This is a genomic window from Streptomyces spinosisporus, assembly GCF_022698145.1.
Taxonomy (GTDB): Bacteria; Actinomycetota; Actinomycetes; order Streptomycetales; family Streptomycetaceae; genus Streptomyces; species Streptomyces spinosisporus.
Window position 1 is genome coordinate 260,224 of the sequence record NZ_JALDAX010000011.1, and the last position, 14,794, is coordinate 275,017.

Genomic DNA, 14,794 nt, shown 5'->3' on the forward strand with positions numbered 1-14,794 from the left:
CCGTCGTGGCGTGGTCAAGCAGGCTGCTCGCCGGAGGTGGGTTGCTCCTCTGCGTCAGGGGCGGTGTAGAAGACGGACGAGCCCTGCTTGGTGCGTTGGGCGTGGTTCTTGGCCACCAGGCCTTCGAGGGTGGTGCGTACGACGGTTGTTTTGATGGCGCGGTCGGGGTGTTGTTCCGCGAGGGCGGTGGTGACTTCTGCGGCGGAGCGGGGTTCGGTCTGGGCTGCGAGGTGTTCGCGGACCAGTTCGACGAGCGTGGGTCGGGGGGACGACGTGGCCGGCGCCTTGGCGGCGGTCTTCTTGGTGGTGCGCTTGCGTCCTGTTGTCGTGGTCTTCTTGGTCGCCGTCTGCTTGCCCGTGCCCGTTGCGGCCGCCTTCTTGCGGGGGGACGGGACGGTCGCGGCGGGTGCGGCGACAGGTTCGGCGGTGATGCCCAGGGCCTGCTGGATGTTCACCAGGACCGTGTGGTCGTGGCGCACGGCGGCCAACTGCGCCTGCAGCGCCTCGATTTCACCGCTCAGGCGCTCCTGTTCCTTCAGGTTGCGCTCGAGGTCGCCGGCCACCTGGGCGCTGTACTGCGAGGTCAACTCTGTGGTGTCGGCAGTCGTTTCGGACACGGTGCTCACGCCCTTCCTTGAGGTCACCGTCGGCGAGCTGCGCGCCCGCGGCGTATGCGAAATCTAACGTAGTCGCCTTACCGGCTGGTGGTACATGTTAGATGTCGGTTACTGCCGCACAGCAATCCCCATGAGTGACCTGCACCTACCCGAGCCAGGCCGCGACCTTGTCGGGATGGGCCTTGACCCACTTCTCCGCCGCCGCCTCCGGTGCCATCTTGTCGAGCGCGATGTATCTGGCGACCGTGTTCTGGTCGGCGTTGGTCCACTTGAAGTTCTTCACCAGGTCGTAGGCCGGGCTGCCGGACTTCGCGAACCTGCTGCTGACGATCTTGTCCAGGTCGAACACGGGATAGTCGCAGGCCACCTTGGCGGCTTCGGCGTCACATCCCGCGGTGTGCTCGGGCAGGGACACCTTCTTCAGCGGTACCTCGGACAGGAACCACTGCGGCTCGTAGAAGTAGCCGATCACCCACTTCTTGTGCTTCTCGGCGTCGCGGAAGGCCTGGATGAGCGCGGTCTCGCTGCCCGCGTACACCACGGTGAAGTTCAGCTTCAGGTTCTTCACCAGCGCCTCGTCGTTGGTCTGGTACGAGGCGTCACCGTCGAGGAGTTGGCCCTTGTCGCCCGACTCCGAGGTCCTGAAGTGCGAGGCGTACTTGTTGAGGTTCTTCCAGTCGGTGATGTCCGGGTACTTCTTCACGATCCACGGGGGCAGATACCAGCCGATGATGCCCTTGTTGCCGGTCGGCCCGAGATCGACGGCGGTCTTCTGCTCGGTGATGTACTTCTTTCTCAGGTTGTCGTGGCCCCAGTTCTCCAGGATGGCGTCGACCTCGCCCGTCTCGAACCCCTGCCAGCCGATCTCCGCCTTGAGATCCTTCTTGACGACCTTGCAGCCGAGCTCGTGCTCCGCGACATAGCCGACGACCGCCGCGTCCGCCTCGTAGCCGACCCACGGACTCACCGCCACATTGAACGTGCCGCACTTGCCCGAACCACCGCTCCCCGCCGCTGACTCCTCGCCGACCTTCGCGCCGCCGCAGGCCGTGAGGGTGAGACCGAGTACGGCCGTTGCGGCCGCGCTGTGACGCCACACTGCTGTTCGCTCTGCCATGGTCCTGCTCCTTGGGCGCACCGCGGGGCACGCCGTGGTCCGAGTGGTCGAGTCCTGCATCCCGTCGTGGATCGAGTCGTGGATCGATGCGTGCGAGGTCATGTGGCGTCCATGGCGCACCGGAAGCCGACGTTGCCGGTCGCCGAATCCGGGAAGAGCGCCTGTCGCGCGGCGACCCGGTAGCGGCGGCAGTAGGACGCGTGGCACAGATAGGAGCCACCCTTGGTGACGCGCTCCTGTCCGCCGGGGGCCCGGGAGGGCGAGAAGGCGTCCTCGCACCATTCCCAGACGTTGCCGGTGGTGTTGTACAGGCCGAAGCCGTTGGGTTCGTAGGCGTCGACCGGACAGGTGCCGTACCAGCCGTCGGCGGTCGGGTGCCGGTCGGGGAAGTCGCCCTGCCAGACGTTCATGCGGGGGCGGCCGTCCGGCTCGAACTCGTCGCCCCAGGGGAACACCTTGCCGTGCAGTCCGCCGCGGGCGGCGCGTTCCCATTCCGCCTCGGTGGGCAGACGCTTGCCGGCCCAGGCGCAGTACGCGCGGGCGTCGTCCCAGTCGACATGGACGACGGGATGATCCGGCAGGTCCTCCCAACTGGAGTGCGGCCCGTGGGGCCGGCGCCAGTCGGCGCCCTCGACCTGCCGCCACCAGGGCGCGTTCAGCACGCCCCGGGTCGGCGGGAAGTGGTCCGGGAGCAGACCGGCGAACACGAACGACCAGCCGATCCGTTCGGTGGAGGTGCGGTATCCGGTCTCGGCGGCAAAGCGTGCGAACTGCGCGTTGGACACGGTGCAGGCGTCGATCCGGAACGCGTCGACGTACACCGTGCGTTGTGGGCCTTCGCCGTCGGCGGGGTAGGCGTGAGGATCCTCGCTGCCCATGAGGAACTCGCCGGCGGGGACGGTGACCATGCCCTCGGGTGTCGCCTGGGCGACGGCCGACGACTGGAGTTCGTGCCGGGCGGCGGTCCGTCCACCGGAGGGCGTGCAGCAGCTCACTGGGCCCCCATCACACGCCGGTGCAGCCCGCCGTCCAACTCGGAGGAGTCGACGCTCCGGCCACCGAGATCGATGCGCACCGTGCGGATGGTGCCGGTGAACTCGTTGTCGAGCGCCGGATAGTCGTCGCTCACCGGCGTGCTCAGGTCCACGCCGACATCGAGGGTCTCGTCGAAGGAGAAGTAGTACGCGATGGTCCGCTCGACCCGTCCGCTCGCGTGCTTCTCGCCGTCCACCAGCAGCGTGGCCGTGCCGCCCTTGCCGAGTCCGCCGCCGTCGTAGTCGAACTCGACGCGGATCTCGTGCCGTCCCGGTGCCAGGGGCCTGCCGCGCACGGTGTACAGATTCAGGCCGAAGTAGTTGTACGCGTACGCCGGCCTGCCCTCGGTGAAGTACAGGGTCCAGCCGCCGAACCGGCCGCCCTGCGCGATGATCACGCCCTCGGCCGCCGTCTGCGGCAGGTCGACCTCGGCACTGATGCTGTGCGAGCGGTTCTTGACGTTGAGGGTGGTCTCCTCGGTGAACCGCCGCATGCCCGCGCGGTAGGTGATGGACGTGCGGTCGCCGAGCAGATCGATACGGCCGGCCATGGCGGGGTTCTCCCGTTCGGTGACCCGGTCGTCGAGGGGGAACACCTGGTACTTGGCCGCCTCGATCAGGAACAGGTCCTGCAACTGGCGCAGTTTCGCCGGGTGTTGGGCGGCCAGGTCATGGGCCTGACTCCAGTCGTGGTGCAGGTCGTACAGCTCCCAGACGTCGTCGGCGAACCGGCGGTCCTTGTCGGGCACCATCTCCCAGGGGGTGCCGTGCCGGGTGACCGCCATCCAACCGTCGTGGTAGATGCCGCGGTTGCCGCACATCTCGAAGTACTGGGTGCGGCGGTGTTCGGGTGCCCGGGGGTCGGTGAGCGTGCGCTGCATGCTGGTGCCCTCGATCGGCTGCTGCGGCACACCGTCCACGCTGAACGGCGCCGGGACCCCCACGCAGTCCAGGACCGTCGGCAGTACGTCGATCACGTGCGCGAACTGGTGCCGCAGACCGCCTCGTTCGGGAACTCCCCGCGGCCAGTGCAGGATCATCCCGTCGCGGGTGCCGCCGAAGTGCGAGGCGACCTGCTTGGTCCACTGGTAGGGCGTGTTCAGGGCCAGCGCCCAGCCCGCCGGGGCGATCGGGTAGCTGAGCGGGCCGCCGATCTCGTCGAGGTGGTCGATCATCTCGTCCGGGTCGTCCACCAGGCCGTGCCCCAGCCGGTGCTCGACGACGGTCCCTTCGATGCCGCCCTCGCCCGAGGCACCGTTGTCCCCCAGGATGTAGATGAAGAGGGTGTTGTCCAGCTCGCCGAGTTCCTGCAGGGCGTCGACGAAGCGGTCGACCTGGACGTCGGCGTGTTCGGTGAAGGCGGCGAACGTCTCCATGAACCTGGCCGCCAACCGGCGCTGGTTGTCGCTGAGTTCGTCCCAGTGGGGCACGCCCTCGGCCCAGGGTGCGAGCTCCGCTTCCGGCGGTACGACGCCCAGTTCCTTCTGCCGCTGAAGGGTCGACTCACGCTGCCGGTCCCAGCCTTGGTCGAACCGTCCGCGGTACTTCTCCTGCCACTCGCGGCCCACATGCAGAGGTGCGTGCGCGGCTCCGAGCGCGAGGTAGGTGAAGAAGGGCCGGTCGGGACTGAGGGTGCGCTGGGTGCGCACCCAGTCGATGGCGTGGTCGACGAGGTCCTCGGACAGGTGGTAGCCGTCCTCGGGCCTGCGGTCCGGCTCGACGGGGGTGGTGCCGTCGTAGAGCAGGGGGTACCAGTGGTTCATCTCGGCACCCATGAACCCGTAGAAGGTGTCGAAGCCCTCGCCGGTCGGCCAGCGGTCGAAGGGGCCGACCGCGCTGATCTCCCGCGGTGGGGTCTGATGCCACTTGCCGAAGGCGGCCGTGCTGTAGCCGTTGCCCTGCAGGATCTGGGCGATGGTGGCCGCGCTGCGCGGCCGGAAGCCGTTGTAGCCGGGGGCCGCGGTGGTCATCTCGGTGGTGCCGCCCATGCCGACCGAGTGGTGGTTGCGGCCGGTCAGCAGGGCCTGCCGGGTCGGCGAGCACAGCGCCGTCACATGGAAGCGGGTGTAGCGCAGCCCGTTGTCCGCGAGCCGCTCCGCGGCCGGCATCTCGCAGGGTCCGCCGAACGCGCTGGAGGTGCCGAACCCGAGGTCGTCGACGAGCACGATCACCACGTTCGGGGCGCCCTCGGGCGGTGGCACCGGACCGACGGGCGTGAAGGCGGTCTCCTGGTCGTGGACGTCCATCGCGGTCGTCAGGGGCCGGCGGGTGTCCGGCCGCGGCAGGATGTGCCGTCCGGCATCGAACTCAGTCATGTAAATTCTCCGATTCGGAGCCCGGCGGAAATGCGGAAGGAAATGGGCACCTTGTTGGCGCGGCCTAATTGCCGAGGAATACGGCTGGACTTGAGGAGATCCAGAATGAACCGGCGTGCGCTGCAGTAAAAATGACAGCCGCGCCGAAGCGCGGTCAACAAGCCGTCCTGCATTCCCGCGAACCGGTTTTGAATGAAGGCGATAGATGCCTTCTATACCTGCAGGGCCAGGTCCACGAACGCCTGGGCGGCGGGGGAGAGCGGTCCCGAGCGCCACACCAGCCGGCCGTGGCGCAGCAGCCGGGGGCTGTGGGAGAGCATCCGCGCGCCGCGCAGCGCGGCGTCCCGGGCCATGGCCGTGGGCAGCAGGGCGGCGCCGACGCCGGAGAGCACGAGCGGCACGATCATCGCGCGGTGCGCCGTCTCCACCGTGATCCGCGGTGCGAGGCCGAGCGCCCGGCACACGTCGTCGACCGCCGTCCGCGTCTCGGTGCCCGGTGGGGTCACGATCAGTTCCAGAGCGGCGAGTTCGGCCGAGGTGATGGTGTCTTTCGCCGGGTGCGGGTGGTCCGCGGGCAGCACGACATGCATCTCGTGCTCGGGCAGATCGATGCCCTGCAGATCCGCCGTGGTCACCGAGGCGTCCACCAGGCCGAGTTCGCACTGGCCGGTCGCCACCATCTGCGCCACCACGGGTCCTCGTTCGGGGTCGACCACCCGCACCGAGACCTTCGGGTACGCGCGGTGGAAGGCTCCGAGCATGTCGGCCAGGGGGTCGACTGAGAGCGTCGTCTGCGACACGATGTCGAGCCGGCCGCCGCTGAGTCCGAGGACCTCCCGCACCAGCGAACTCGCCGTGGACAGATCGCGCAGGACCTGCTGGGCCGGGCGGACCAGCGCCTCGCCCGCCGCGGTGAGCGTGACGCCGTGGGGGAGACGGTGGAAGAGCTTTCCGCCGAATTCCCGTTCAAGGGACCGGATGGCGTGCGACAGCGAAGGCTGGGCGACATGGAGCGAATTGGCCGCGGCCGTGAATCCACCGTGTTCGACCACTGCGATGAAGTATTCCAGCTGGCGTCGTTCCACCGGGTCTCCGTCAGGTCCTTGTGCAGCCCGAAGCGGCAGCGTACCCCGGGGTGAGCCACCGCCTACCGGTAGCCCCGTTTGAGGAGATACTTCGCTCCCGCCGCGTAGCCTTCGGCGCTGAGGAGTTCGAAGCCGAAGGCGTCGGCGAGTCGATCGGTGGTGTTGAAGGCGGCGCAGACCGCCAGCGCGTCCTCGACCTGCTCAGGCGTGACGCCGGCGGCCAGCACCTCGCGCATGTCCTCCACGCCGACCGTCCCCTCCCGGGTCAGCGTGCCGAGCATGCGCAGCGTGGCCCGCAGTGTCTCCGGGACGGACGCCGTCTCCAGGTCGTCCAGCACCGCCGCGACCTTTGACGGGTTCTGATAGGCCTGGCTCGCGGTCGCGGTGTGTGCACCGATGCAGAAGGCCGTGCCGTTCACCTTGGACACATGGGCCGCCATCAGCTCGCGGTCGCCGACCGACCAGGCGGAGGGCCCGCGCATGGCCTCGTGGGTGAATTCCTTGGCGCGCGTGCCGTAGAAGTCGGGGCGGTAGAAGACCAGCTTGGCCGCGTCCGGTACCGGATGCCGGGAGAACAGCCGGATGAGTGCGAACAGCAGCTTGGTACCCGGGCCGTAGCCGTGGTTGAGGATCTCAAGTCGCATGACCGGGGCCCTCCTTGAGCATCGCTTCCGCCAGAGCCGTCAGTCCGGCCTCGTACAGCCGGGTCGACTTGCCGACGGCGGCGCAGACCACCAGCTCGAACACCTGGTCCTCGGTGCGGCCCGAGGTCTTCGCCGCGGCCAGGTCGGACGCGGTGACCTGCGTCGGGCTGTCGGCGACCTTCGCGATCAGAGCGTCCAGTGGCGGGGTGAGGCCGTTGTTGTGGAAGGCGCGCGCCCGATCCTGCGCGGATGCCTCGCCGTCGCCGTTCAGCAGGCGATCCACCAGGGCCCGGTGCGCTGCTCGCTTTCTGTCCTCGTCCGGCACGACGTCCTCCTCGTTTCCGCTGTGCTCACAGTTTTCTGGATACGACGACGGTGCGGCGCCGTATGTGACACGCGCCGTGGCGGGCAGCCGGAGGCGAGTCCGCTACGAGACATCGACCACTGTCGTCACCCGCCCTGTATCGATGGCATACACATGCCCGGAGACGGAGATCCTGGGTGACAGTAGCGGCGAGGCGAGCAGGTGCGCGACATCCTCGCGGACCGTCCTGTGCGGTTCGGCGACCTCGGAGGCCTTCAGCGTCGTCTCCTCGATACCGGTGGCCTGTACGGCTCGACCGAGGAACCCGGTGTCGGCGAGGAACCCTGTTCCGCACTGCGTGTGGTGGAGGACCGCCACCTCGAAGAGCGGTCCACTCGCGCCGAACAGCGCGTCGGCCAGGAAGGCGAGGTACGCGAGGTCGTTGATCACCGACTCGGTGACACGTCCGCCCGCGTTGCGTATGACGGGCGCCTCGCCCGGCTGCAGGCCGAGGACGGCCGCGGGGTCGATCCGGTGGTCGAGGCAGGTGACGACAACGACCTGAGCCGTGGGCACGCCGAGCGCGACAGGGGCGTAGTCACGAGCGAACCGCTCGTTGCGTTCGAGGAGGGGACTCAACCTGGTCATGGGACTTCTCCGGCCGACGACGGTCGCGCTGTGGTCCGACAGGGCCTCGCGACGCTTTGGTGGACACCGTCCACGTTAACCGACGTAAGTGGACACCGTCCACTATTGCTATCCTGCCCCTGTGACTCCCAGCCGACCAGCAGCGGAAGCCTCTCCACGGGCGACGAAGCGAAGGCCGCGCGGCGCGGTACGTGACGGGCTGGTCGCCGCCGGTCTCGAACTCGCCCGGAGCGGTGGTCCGGACGCCGTGGTGCTGCGCGAGGCGACGCGGATCGTGGGTGTCGTGCCCAACGCCGCCTACCGCCACTTCGCCAATCGCGACGAGCTCCTTGCCGCGGTGTGTTCCGCCGCGATCGGTGAGCTGGCCGACCGGATGGCGAACGGCGTGGCGAGCGTGCCCGGCCGCTTCGGCGATCCCGCAGCCGCCGGCGAGCGGCTACGGGCGATCGGTGCGGCCTACTTCGCGTTCGCCCGTGACGAGCCGGGCCTGTTCGCCGTGGCGTTCGCACTGCCGCAGCAGCACACGTACCCGATCCCGGACGGCACGGCCGACCCGGACCGCTCCCCCCTGGGCCAACTCCGGTCCGCTCTGGACGAGTTGGTCGAGGCGGGCGTGCTCGATCCGAAGCGCAGGCCGGGGCTCGAATACCCCATCTGGTCCACGGTGCACGGCATGGCGGTCCTGGCCGGGCAGGGACCGTTGCGCGACGTGCCCGAGGCCGAACGCCGGCAGCTCGAGGAGCGCACCTTGGCGATGATCCGCGAGACCCTCAGATAGCCGGGAGGCCGCCAGGCAACGGGACGCGACTCCCCGCTCGCGCCCCCACGTGCGTCCCCCGCGCGCCCCCACATGCATCCCCACCTGCCGTCCCCCGTACCGTCAGGCCGTAGCGTGACCGTCGACCGGGATCCCCAGCCGACCGGCCACGGTGGTGAGGGCCGTACCCAACGGGAGCGCGACCCGGGTGAGAGCGTGCCGGTCGCCGCGGGTGGCGTCCCGGTTGATGATCAGCACCGGTTTGCCCGATTGGGTGGCTTGGCGGACGAACCGGAGCCCGGACATCACCGTCAGCGAGGAGCCCAGCACCAGCAGGGAAGTGGCCTCGTCGACGAGCCTGCGGCAGTGCTCGACCCGCGGCGGCGGAACGGTCTCGCCGAAGAACACCACGTCCGGTTTGAGGACGCCGCCGCAGATGGTGCAGGGCACCACGTGGAAGTCGCCGACCTGCTCGTCGGTGAGGTCGGCATCGCCGTCGGGGTTGATGCCCGCGGCCACCGGCTCGAAGCCCAGGTTGGCCTCCTCCAGCCGGCGCGCGAGTTCACGGCGCGGGAGGGAGTCGCCGCAGGAGAGACAGCCGACCCGGTCGAGGCTGCCGTGCAGCTCCACGACGTCCTCGCTGCCGGCGGCCTGGTGCAGTCCGTCCACGTTCTGGGTGATCACCCCCGCGAGCAGACCGTGACGCTCGAACGCGGCCACGGCCCGGTGCCCGGCGTTGGGGCGGGCGCGGCCGAAGGTGCGCCAGCCGAGATGGCTGCGCGCCCAGTACCGACGGCGGGCCTCGGCACTCGCGGTGAAGTCCTGGTAGGTCATCGGCGTGTGCCGGCTCAGGCTCCCGCCCTCGCCCCGGTAGTCGGGGATACCGGACTCCGTCGAGATACCGGCCCCGCTGAGGACCAGCACACCACCGGCGCTCAGCGCATCGGCGACCGGCTCCAGATCCGTGGTGCCCTCAGGCAGATCCTCGGTGGGGGTCCAGCTCAGAGTGGGGCGCATGCGCATGCCGCAAGGGTACGGAACAGCCGACGCTCCGTCGTGGCTCGTGCCACGCACCTAAGAATTGGGCCAGCATTATCGATGGTGATTGGGTCTGATGAGCGGTCCATTGACTCCGTACCGTCACTGTCATGACCCATCGACCGGCACGTCATCTGGCTCTCGCGCAGCTCGCCAACTCCGTTGGTGACGGCACCTATTACGTGACCTCGGCGCTGTACTTCACCCAGGTCGCCCACCTCGCCCCCGCACGCGTGGGGCTCGGGCTGACCCTCGCCTGGGGTGTCGGCTCGCTGGTAGGGGTGCCGCTCGGACGGCTCGCGGACCGGCGCGGACCACGCGGCACATCGGTGCTGCTGGCACTCGGGACCGCCACGGCGATCGCCTCGTTCCTCCTCGTCCGGGACTTCGCGGCGTTCGTGCTCACAGCCTGCCTCTACGCCGCCGCCCAGTCGGGGCTGGCAGCGGCCCGCCAGGCGCTGCTGGCAGGGCTGGTGCCGGCCGGGGAACGCACACGGCTGCTGGCGCGCCTGCAGTCGACGCTGAACGGCGGACTGGCGGTGGGCGCGGCCCTCGGCGGCGCCGCGCTGAGCGTGGGGACGGCGTCCGCCTACCGTGCCGTGCTCGTGCTCGACGCGCTGTGCTTCCTGGTCTGCGCGCTGCTCCTGCTGCGACTGCCCGCCGTGAGGGCGACCATGCCCGCCGACATCGGCACGACCGGCGGCGACCGGCGGATCGCGGTGCTCCGTGACCGGCCGTACGCCCTCCTCGCGCTGCTCAACGCCGTGCTGTTGTTGCGCCTGCCGCTGCTCAGTCTCGCGCTGCCACTGTGGATCACCGAGCGCACCGGAGCACCGGCCTGGCTGGCGTCGGGGCTGTTCGTGCTCAACACGCTCGCGGTGACGATGTTGCAGGTGCGGACGGCCAGGGCGGTGACCGGGCTCGGCAGTGCCGTCCGGATCGTGCGCCGTTCCGGGCTCGTGATGCTCGCCTCCTGCGCGGTCTTCGCCCTGTCGGCGGGGCGGTCGGCCTGGCTCGCGGCAGCGATCATGGTCGCCGGTGCGGTACTTCAGGTCGTGGCGGAGATGCAGCAGTCGGCCGGGTCGTGGCAGCTGTCGTTCGACCTGGCGCCCGCCGACCGCATGGGGGAGTACCAGGGACTGTTCGGCACCGGCGTGACCGTCGCCCGCACTGCGGGACCCCTGGTGGTGATCTGGCTGCTGTTGGGGTGGGGAACGGCAGGCTGGCTGGTGCTGGGCGTGCTGATGGCGGTCGCGGCGTATGCGATGGGGCCGGTGGCGCGGCGGGCGGCCCACCGCCGGACGCCGCAGCAGGCGGTCGCCGAGCCGGTCCTCGTGCGCTGACCACCATCGGGGCGCGCTGCATCGTGGACGCGGATCGTTCAGGGACGCCCCGTACCGCTCAGACCTTCTGCCGGGCCGAGCGGTACAGCTCTTCGGAGGTGGAGAGCAGTTCGCGCTGCTCCTCCTCCGAACCCACCATCGGCTGCGAGCCGTTGAGGGGCACCTGTGCGCTCTCCGGCAGGAACTTGACCGTGATCAGCCCGATGACTCCGGCCAGCATGAGGTAGTAGGCGGGCATCAGATCGTCGCCGGTGACGCTCACCAGGGCGGCGGTGACCAGTGGAGTGGTGCCGCCGAACGCGGCCACGGCGAAGTTGAAGCCGATGCCCATGGCCGCGTAGCGCACGGCGGTGGGGAAGAGCGCGGGCAGTGTGGCGGCACTCGGTGCGGCGAAGCACGCCAGCAGCGTCGACAGGATCAGCACGCCGAAGATCGGCGGCCAGGTGCCGTGCATCTTGATCAGCTGGAAGGACGGGACCGCCAGGACGATCATCGCCGCCGCCGACACGGCGTAGACGGGCCGCCGTCCCACATGGTCGCTGAGGCGGCCGATGAAGGTGATCAGCAGCACGATCCACACCATGCCGATGAGGACCAGCACATCGGCGGAGGCGCTGGAGCGGTTCAGGGTCTCGGTCTGATAGGTGGGCAGATAGCCGGTCACCATGTAGTTGGTGACGTTGTACAGCAGCACGAGCCCCATGCAGATCAGCAGGGCGGGCCAGTGGTCCTTGACGATGGTCCTGAACTCGCTGCCGGCCGACGTCTGGGCGAGGCTCTTCTCGTGCTCGTCGAGCTGCTGCTGGAAGGCGGGCGACTCCTCCAGCTTCAGCCGCATGTACAGGCCGATGGCGCCCAGCGGCCCCGCGATCAGGAACGGGATGCGCCAGCCCCACGCGAGCATCTGGTCGTCGCTCAGCGCGAGGTTCAGCAGGGTGACCAGGGCGGAACCGAGCGCGTAGCCGACGAACGTGCCGAAGTCGAGCCAGCTGGAGAGGAAGCCGCGGCGGCGGTCGGGGGAGTACTCGGCCACGAAGGTGGTGGCACCGCCGTACTCCCCGCCGGTGGAGAAGCCCTGCAGCATGCGGGCGAGCAGCAGGAGGATCGGCGCGGCGATGCCGATGGTCGCGTAACTGGGGATCAGACCGATGGCGAAGGTGCCGATCGCCATCAGGATCATGGTGGTGGCGAGCACCTTCTGCCGGCCCAGACGGTCACCGAGCGGCCCGAAGACCAGGCCGCCGAGCGGGCGCACCACGAATGCGGCGGCGAACGTCGCGAAGGAGGAGATGACCTGGGCCGCGGGTGAGGCTCCGGGGAAGAACACCTTGCCGATCGTGGCGGCGAGATAGCTGTAGACGCCGAAGTCGAACCATTCCATGCAGTTGCCGAGCGCGGAGGCGCCGACCGCGCGCCGCAGCAGCGGCGGCTCGACGACCTGGACGTCCTCCTTCCGCAGGGCACGCCTGCTGCGGCGGAGTCGGCGGGTCAGTTCGTCGCGGACCTGCCGCGGCAGGTCCGCCACGCGCTCCCGCGGCCGCTCTCCGCCGGGAGAGCCGGACCGTGGATCCCTGGGGCTCGCATTCACTACCAGCGCCACCTTGCTCGATCGGTCGTATCGCCGCACATCCGGTCGTCCGCCTCCGGTGGCGGACGGACGACCGATGCGTGAAACAACGGATGCCCAGCAGAGCACTGTTCACGCGTGCAACGCCCCGAACGGGCTCATGGCCTGCGGGTGAAGGGTGGGGGCGCGGGTTCGGCCGCTCAGGACGCCTCGACGGCCGTCTTGATCCGTTGTCCGAAGGCGGGCGCATCCTTGCGTGCCGCACGCAGCGCGAGCCCCACCAGCAGCTTTCCGATGCCGTGGCCTTCGAGCACATTGAAGATCCGTACCTTGGTGGTGCCCGGGCCGGTGGACTCCAGGTCGTAGCCGCCTTCGTCCGCCGTCACGGTGTTCTTGGAGATCTCCGCCCAGCGGATGCGGTGCGGAGCTTCGAGTTCGGTGATCCGGAACTTGCGGCCGGTCTTCATGCCGGCGTCCTTGACCGTGCTCGTGAAGACCGTGCCCACCACCGTCGGCCCTTCCGGGGTCTTCGTGATGGCCTGGACCCTCGGGCTGAACTTGGAGTCGTTCGTCCCCTCGGCGAGGAAGGCGAAGACCTCCTCGATGGGACGGTTGATCTCGGCTGTCGCCTCGAACTGACCGGACACGATTCCTCCCGTGCTGTGATCGCTGGGGTTCCGGCTGAGTGCAGGGGGTGCGAGCGGGTGCACGAAAACGCGCCGAGCGGGCATCAGCCTATCGGCGCCTCTTCATGAGCGCTTCCGAGGTATTGAAAACGGCCGAGGCAGGGGGACGGTGGTGGCACGTCCTCGCTCTAAAATTCGGTAGCCGGCAGACAGCGCACGCGCTCCGGACACGCACATCCGCAACGCCGTCAAAACTGTTCTGTCCGCTACGACTGTGACCGGGGACCCGACATTGAACTCGACGCGAACGACGAGCGCGGCGGAGCCGGAGGGCTCCGGCACAGGTGTGCGGCCGGCGCGGGCAATGGCCCGCCTGTCCCTGCTCTGCGTCGCCGGAGGCGTCGCGGCCGTGGCGGCGGGCGCCGGCCAGTGGCTGTTCCTGCTGCTGGGCCTGGCGGGGTTCGCCCTGGCCGGTGCGGGCATCTGGTGGGCACTGGCGCACCGGGGGGTCACCCGTCTCCTCGGCGCTCTGCTGGCCGTCGCCGCGCCCGTCGGAGTGCTGGTGCTGTACGCGGCCTCGGGCCTGTGGGTCGTGGCGGTGGCCGCGCTCGCGTCGTGGACCGTCGCGCTGGCCTGTGCCCGCAGCGCGCTGCGGCGACTGCGCAAGCCGCGCGGCATGCGCTCACGCTCGACCAGGCCGCCCCGCCGGGCCGTACTGATCATGAATCCGCGGTCGGGCGGCGGCAAGGTGGTCGAACACGGGCTGGTGGAGAAGGCCGAGAAGCTGGGCGCGCGGGTGATCCTGCTCGACCTGGACGCCGATCCCGACCCGGTGGCGCTGGCCCGCCAGGCCGTGGCCGAGGGCGCGGATCTGCTGGGGGTGGCCGGTGGCGACGGCACACAGGCGCTGGTGGCGCAGGTGGCCGCCGAGCACGGTCTGCCGTTCATGGTCGTGACCGCCGGAACCCGCAACCACTTCGCCATGGATCTCGGCCTGGACCGCGACGATCCTGCGCGGAGCCTGGACGCCCTCACCGACGGAGTGGAACTCCGCGTCGACCTCGGTGAGGTGGGCGGCCGGCCGTTCGTCAACACGGCGTCCTTCGGGGCGTACGCGGAGATAGTCCAGAGCCCCGAGTACCGGGACGCCAAAGCGGCCACGACCCTGGACCAGCTGCCGGACCTGCTGGCGGGCGACGCGGGCGCCCCGCTGACCGCGCGGGCCGACGAGGAGCCCCTGGAGGAGCCGCAGACGCTGCTGGTGAGCAACAACCCCTACGCGCGGGCGGACCCGCTCGGCGGCGGGCGGCGGCCGCGGCTGGACACCGGCAGGCTCGGCGTGATCGGGGTCAAGGTGGGCGGCGCGGCGCAGGCGGCCGAACTCGCGCTGCTGGGCGAACGGGCCAGTGGCATCACGTCGTTGACGTGCCGTCGGGTCGTGGTCGAGTCGGAGGAGGAGCAGATACCCGTGGCCGTGGATGGTGAGGCGCTCACCCTTCCCACACCCGTCGTCTGCACGGTACGGCCGGGTGTGCTGCGGGTACGGGTGCCCAAACACCGTCCGGGTGCGCCGTATGTGGCGCCGTCGGTCGACTGGCGGCGCATCGTCCGGCTCGCCTTCGCCCGAACACCCGGCCTGCACAAGAAGAACCAGGCTTCCGACGAGAACCACCAGGCCCTGAGCGAGAACGATTAGTCC

At 69.7% G+C, this 14,794-nt stretch carries 14 protein-coding genes; 3 read left to right on the forward strand and 11 right to left on the reverse strand.

Annotation, left to right across the window (positions count from 1 at the left end; translation table 11 throughout):
• Positions 1-14: 14 nt before the first annotated feature.
• The 8 genes from MQN93_RS27625 to MQN93_RS27660 all read right to left on the reverse strand — a co-directional run bounded on the left by MQN93_RS27625 (position 15) and on the right by MQN93_RS27660 (position 7,764).
• Entirely contained in the window at positions 15-617 is a 603-nt protein-coding gene (locus MQN93_RS27625) for a BlaI/MecI/CopY family transcriptional regulator (RefSeq protein ID WP_037781811.1), read from the reverse strand.
• Between the two features lie 145 nt (positions 618-762).
• Positions 763-1,734 carry an ABC transporter substrate-binding protein gene (locus MQN93_RS27630; protein WP_242711689.1) on the reverse strand — a complete coding sequence of 324 codons (972 nt, stop codon included), beginning with the start codon at positions 1,732-1,734 and terminating at the stop codon, positions 763-765.
• A 98-nt stretch (positions 1,735-1,832) separates the two neighbouring features.
• Positions 1,833-2,642, reverse strand: coding sequence for a formylglycine-generating enzyme family protein (locus tag MQN93_RS27635; RefSeq protein WP_242711736.1), 810 nt, complete (start codon positions 2,640-2,642; stop codon positions 1,833-1,835).
• 83 nt (positions 2,643-2,725) lie between these two features.
• Positions 2,726-5,083, reverse strand: a complete 2,358-nt coding sequence (locus MQN93_RS27640; RefSeq protein WP_242711690.1) for an arylsulfatase — start codon at positions 5,081-5,083, stop codon at positions 2,726-2,728.
• A gap of 212 nt (positions 5,084-5,295) precedes the next feature.
• Complete coding sequence (locus MQN93_RS27645) at positions 5,296-6,168, reverse strand: LysR family transcriptional regulator (RefSeq protein ID WP_016432902.1); 873 nt, start codon at positions 6,166-6,168, stop codon at positions 5,296-5,298.
• A 62-nt stretch (positions 6,169-6,230) separates the two neighbouring features.
• Positions 6,231-6,812, reverse strand: coding sequence for a carboxymuconolactone decarboxylase family protein (locus tag MQN93_RS27650; protein ID WP_242711691.1), 582 nt, complete (start codon positions 6,810-6,812; stop codon positions 6,231-6,233).
• Positions 6,802-7,137, reverse strand: a complete 336-nt coding sequence (locus MQN93_RS27655; RefSeq protein WP_242711692.1) for a hypothetical protein — start codon at positions 7,135-7,137, stop codon at positions 6,802-6,804. The genes MQN93_RS27650 and MQN93_RS27655 overlap by 11 nt, the downstream gene beginning before the upstream one ends.
• A 102-nt stretch (positions 7,138-7,239) precedes the next feature.
• On the reverse strand, positions 7,240-7,764 hold the full coding sequence (locus tag MQN93_RS27660) for a carbonic anhydrase (protein ID WP_242711693.1): 525 nt from the start codon (positions 7,762-7,764) through the stop codon (positions 7,240-7,242).
• 121 nt (positions 7,765-7,885) lie between these two features.
• Here MQN93_RS27660 and MQN93_RS27665 point away from each other — a divergent pair, with 121 nt between their 5' ends.
• The gene (locus MQN93_RS27665) at positions 7,886-8,542 is read left to right on the forward strand and encodes a TetR/AcrR family transcriptional regulator (protein WP_242711694.1); all 657 of its coding nucleotides are present in this window, start codon (positions 7,886-7,888) and stop codon (positions 8,540-8,542) included.
• A gap of 102 nt (positions 8,543-8,644) precedes the next feature.
• Here the strand turns inward: MQN93_RS27665 and MQN93_RS27670 are convergent, their stop codons facing one another.
• A complete protein-coding gene (locus MQN93_RS27670; RefSeq protein ID WP_242711695.1) occupies positions 8,645-9,544 on the reverse strand; it encodes an NAD-dependent protein deacetylase in 900 nt (299 codons plus the stop codon).
• Positions 9,545-9,669: 125 nt separating this feature from the next.
• On the opposite strand from MQN93_RS27670, the gene MQN93_RS27675 reads away from it, so the two are divergent.
• A complete protein-coding gene (locus MQN93_RS27675) occupies positions 9,670-10,902 on the forward strand; it encodes an MFS transporter (RefSeq protein ID WP_242711696.1) in 1,233 nt (410 codons plus the stop codon).
• Positions 10,903-10,960: 58 nt separating this feature from the next.
• On the opposite strand, the gene MQN93_RS27680 is transcribed toward MQN93_RS27675, so the two are convergent.
• Both MQN93_RS27680 and MQN93_RS27685 read right to left on the reverse strand, forming a co-directional pair.
• Complete coding sequence (locus MQN93_RS27680; RefSeq protein WP_016432895.1) at positions 10,961-12,490, reverse strand: MFS transporter; 1,530 nt, start codon at positions 12,488-12,490, stop codon at positions 10,961-10,963.
• A gap of 179 nt (positions 12,491-12,669) precedes the next feature.
• The gene (locus MQN93_RS27685) at positions 12,670-13,116 is read right to left on the reverse strand and encodes an SRPBCC family protein (RefSeq protein WP_242711697.1); all 447 of its coding nucleotides are present in this window, start codon (positions 13,114-13,116) and stop codon (positions 12,670-12,672) included.
• 271 nt (positions 13,117-13,387) lie between these two features.
• Here MQN93_RS27685 and MQN93_RS27690 point away from each other — a divergent pair, with 271 nt between their 5' ends.
• Positions 13,388-14,791, forward strand: coding sequence for a diacylglycerol/lipid kinase family protein (locus MQN93_RS27690; protein WP_372504466.1), 1,404 nt, complete (start codon positions 13,388-13,390; stop codon positions 14,789-14,791).
• Positions 14,792-14,794 lie beyond the last annotated feature (3 nt).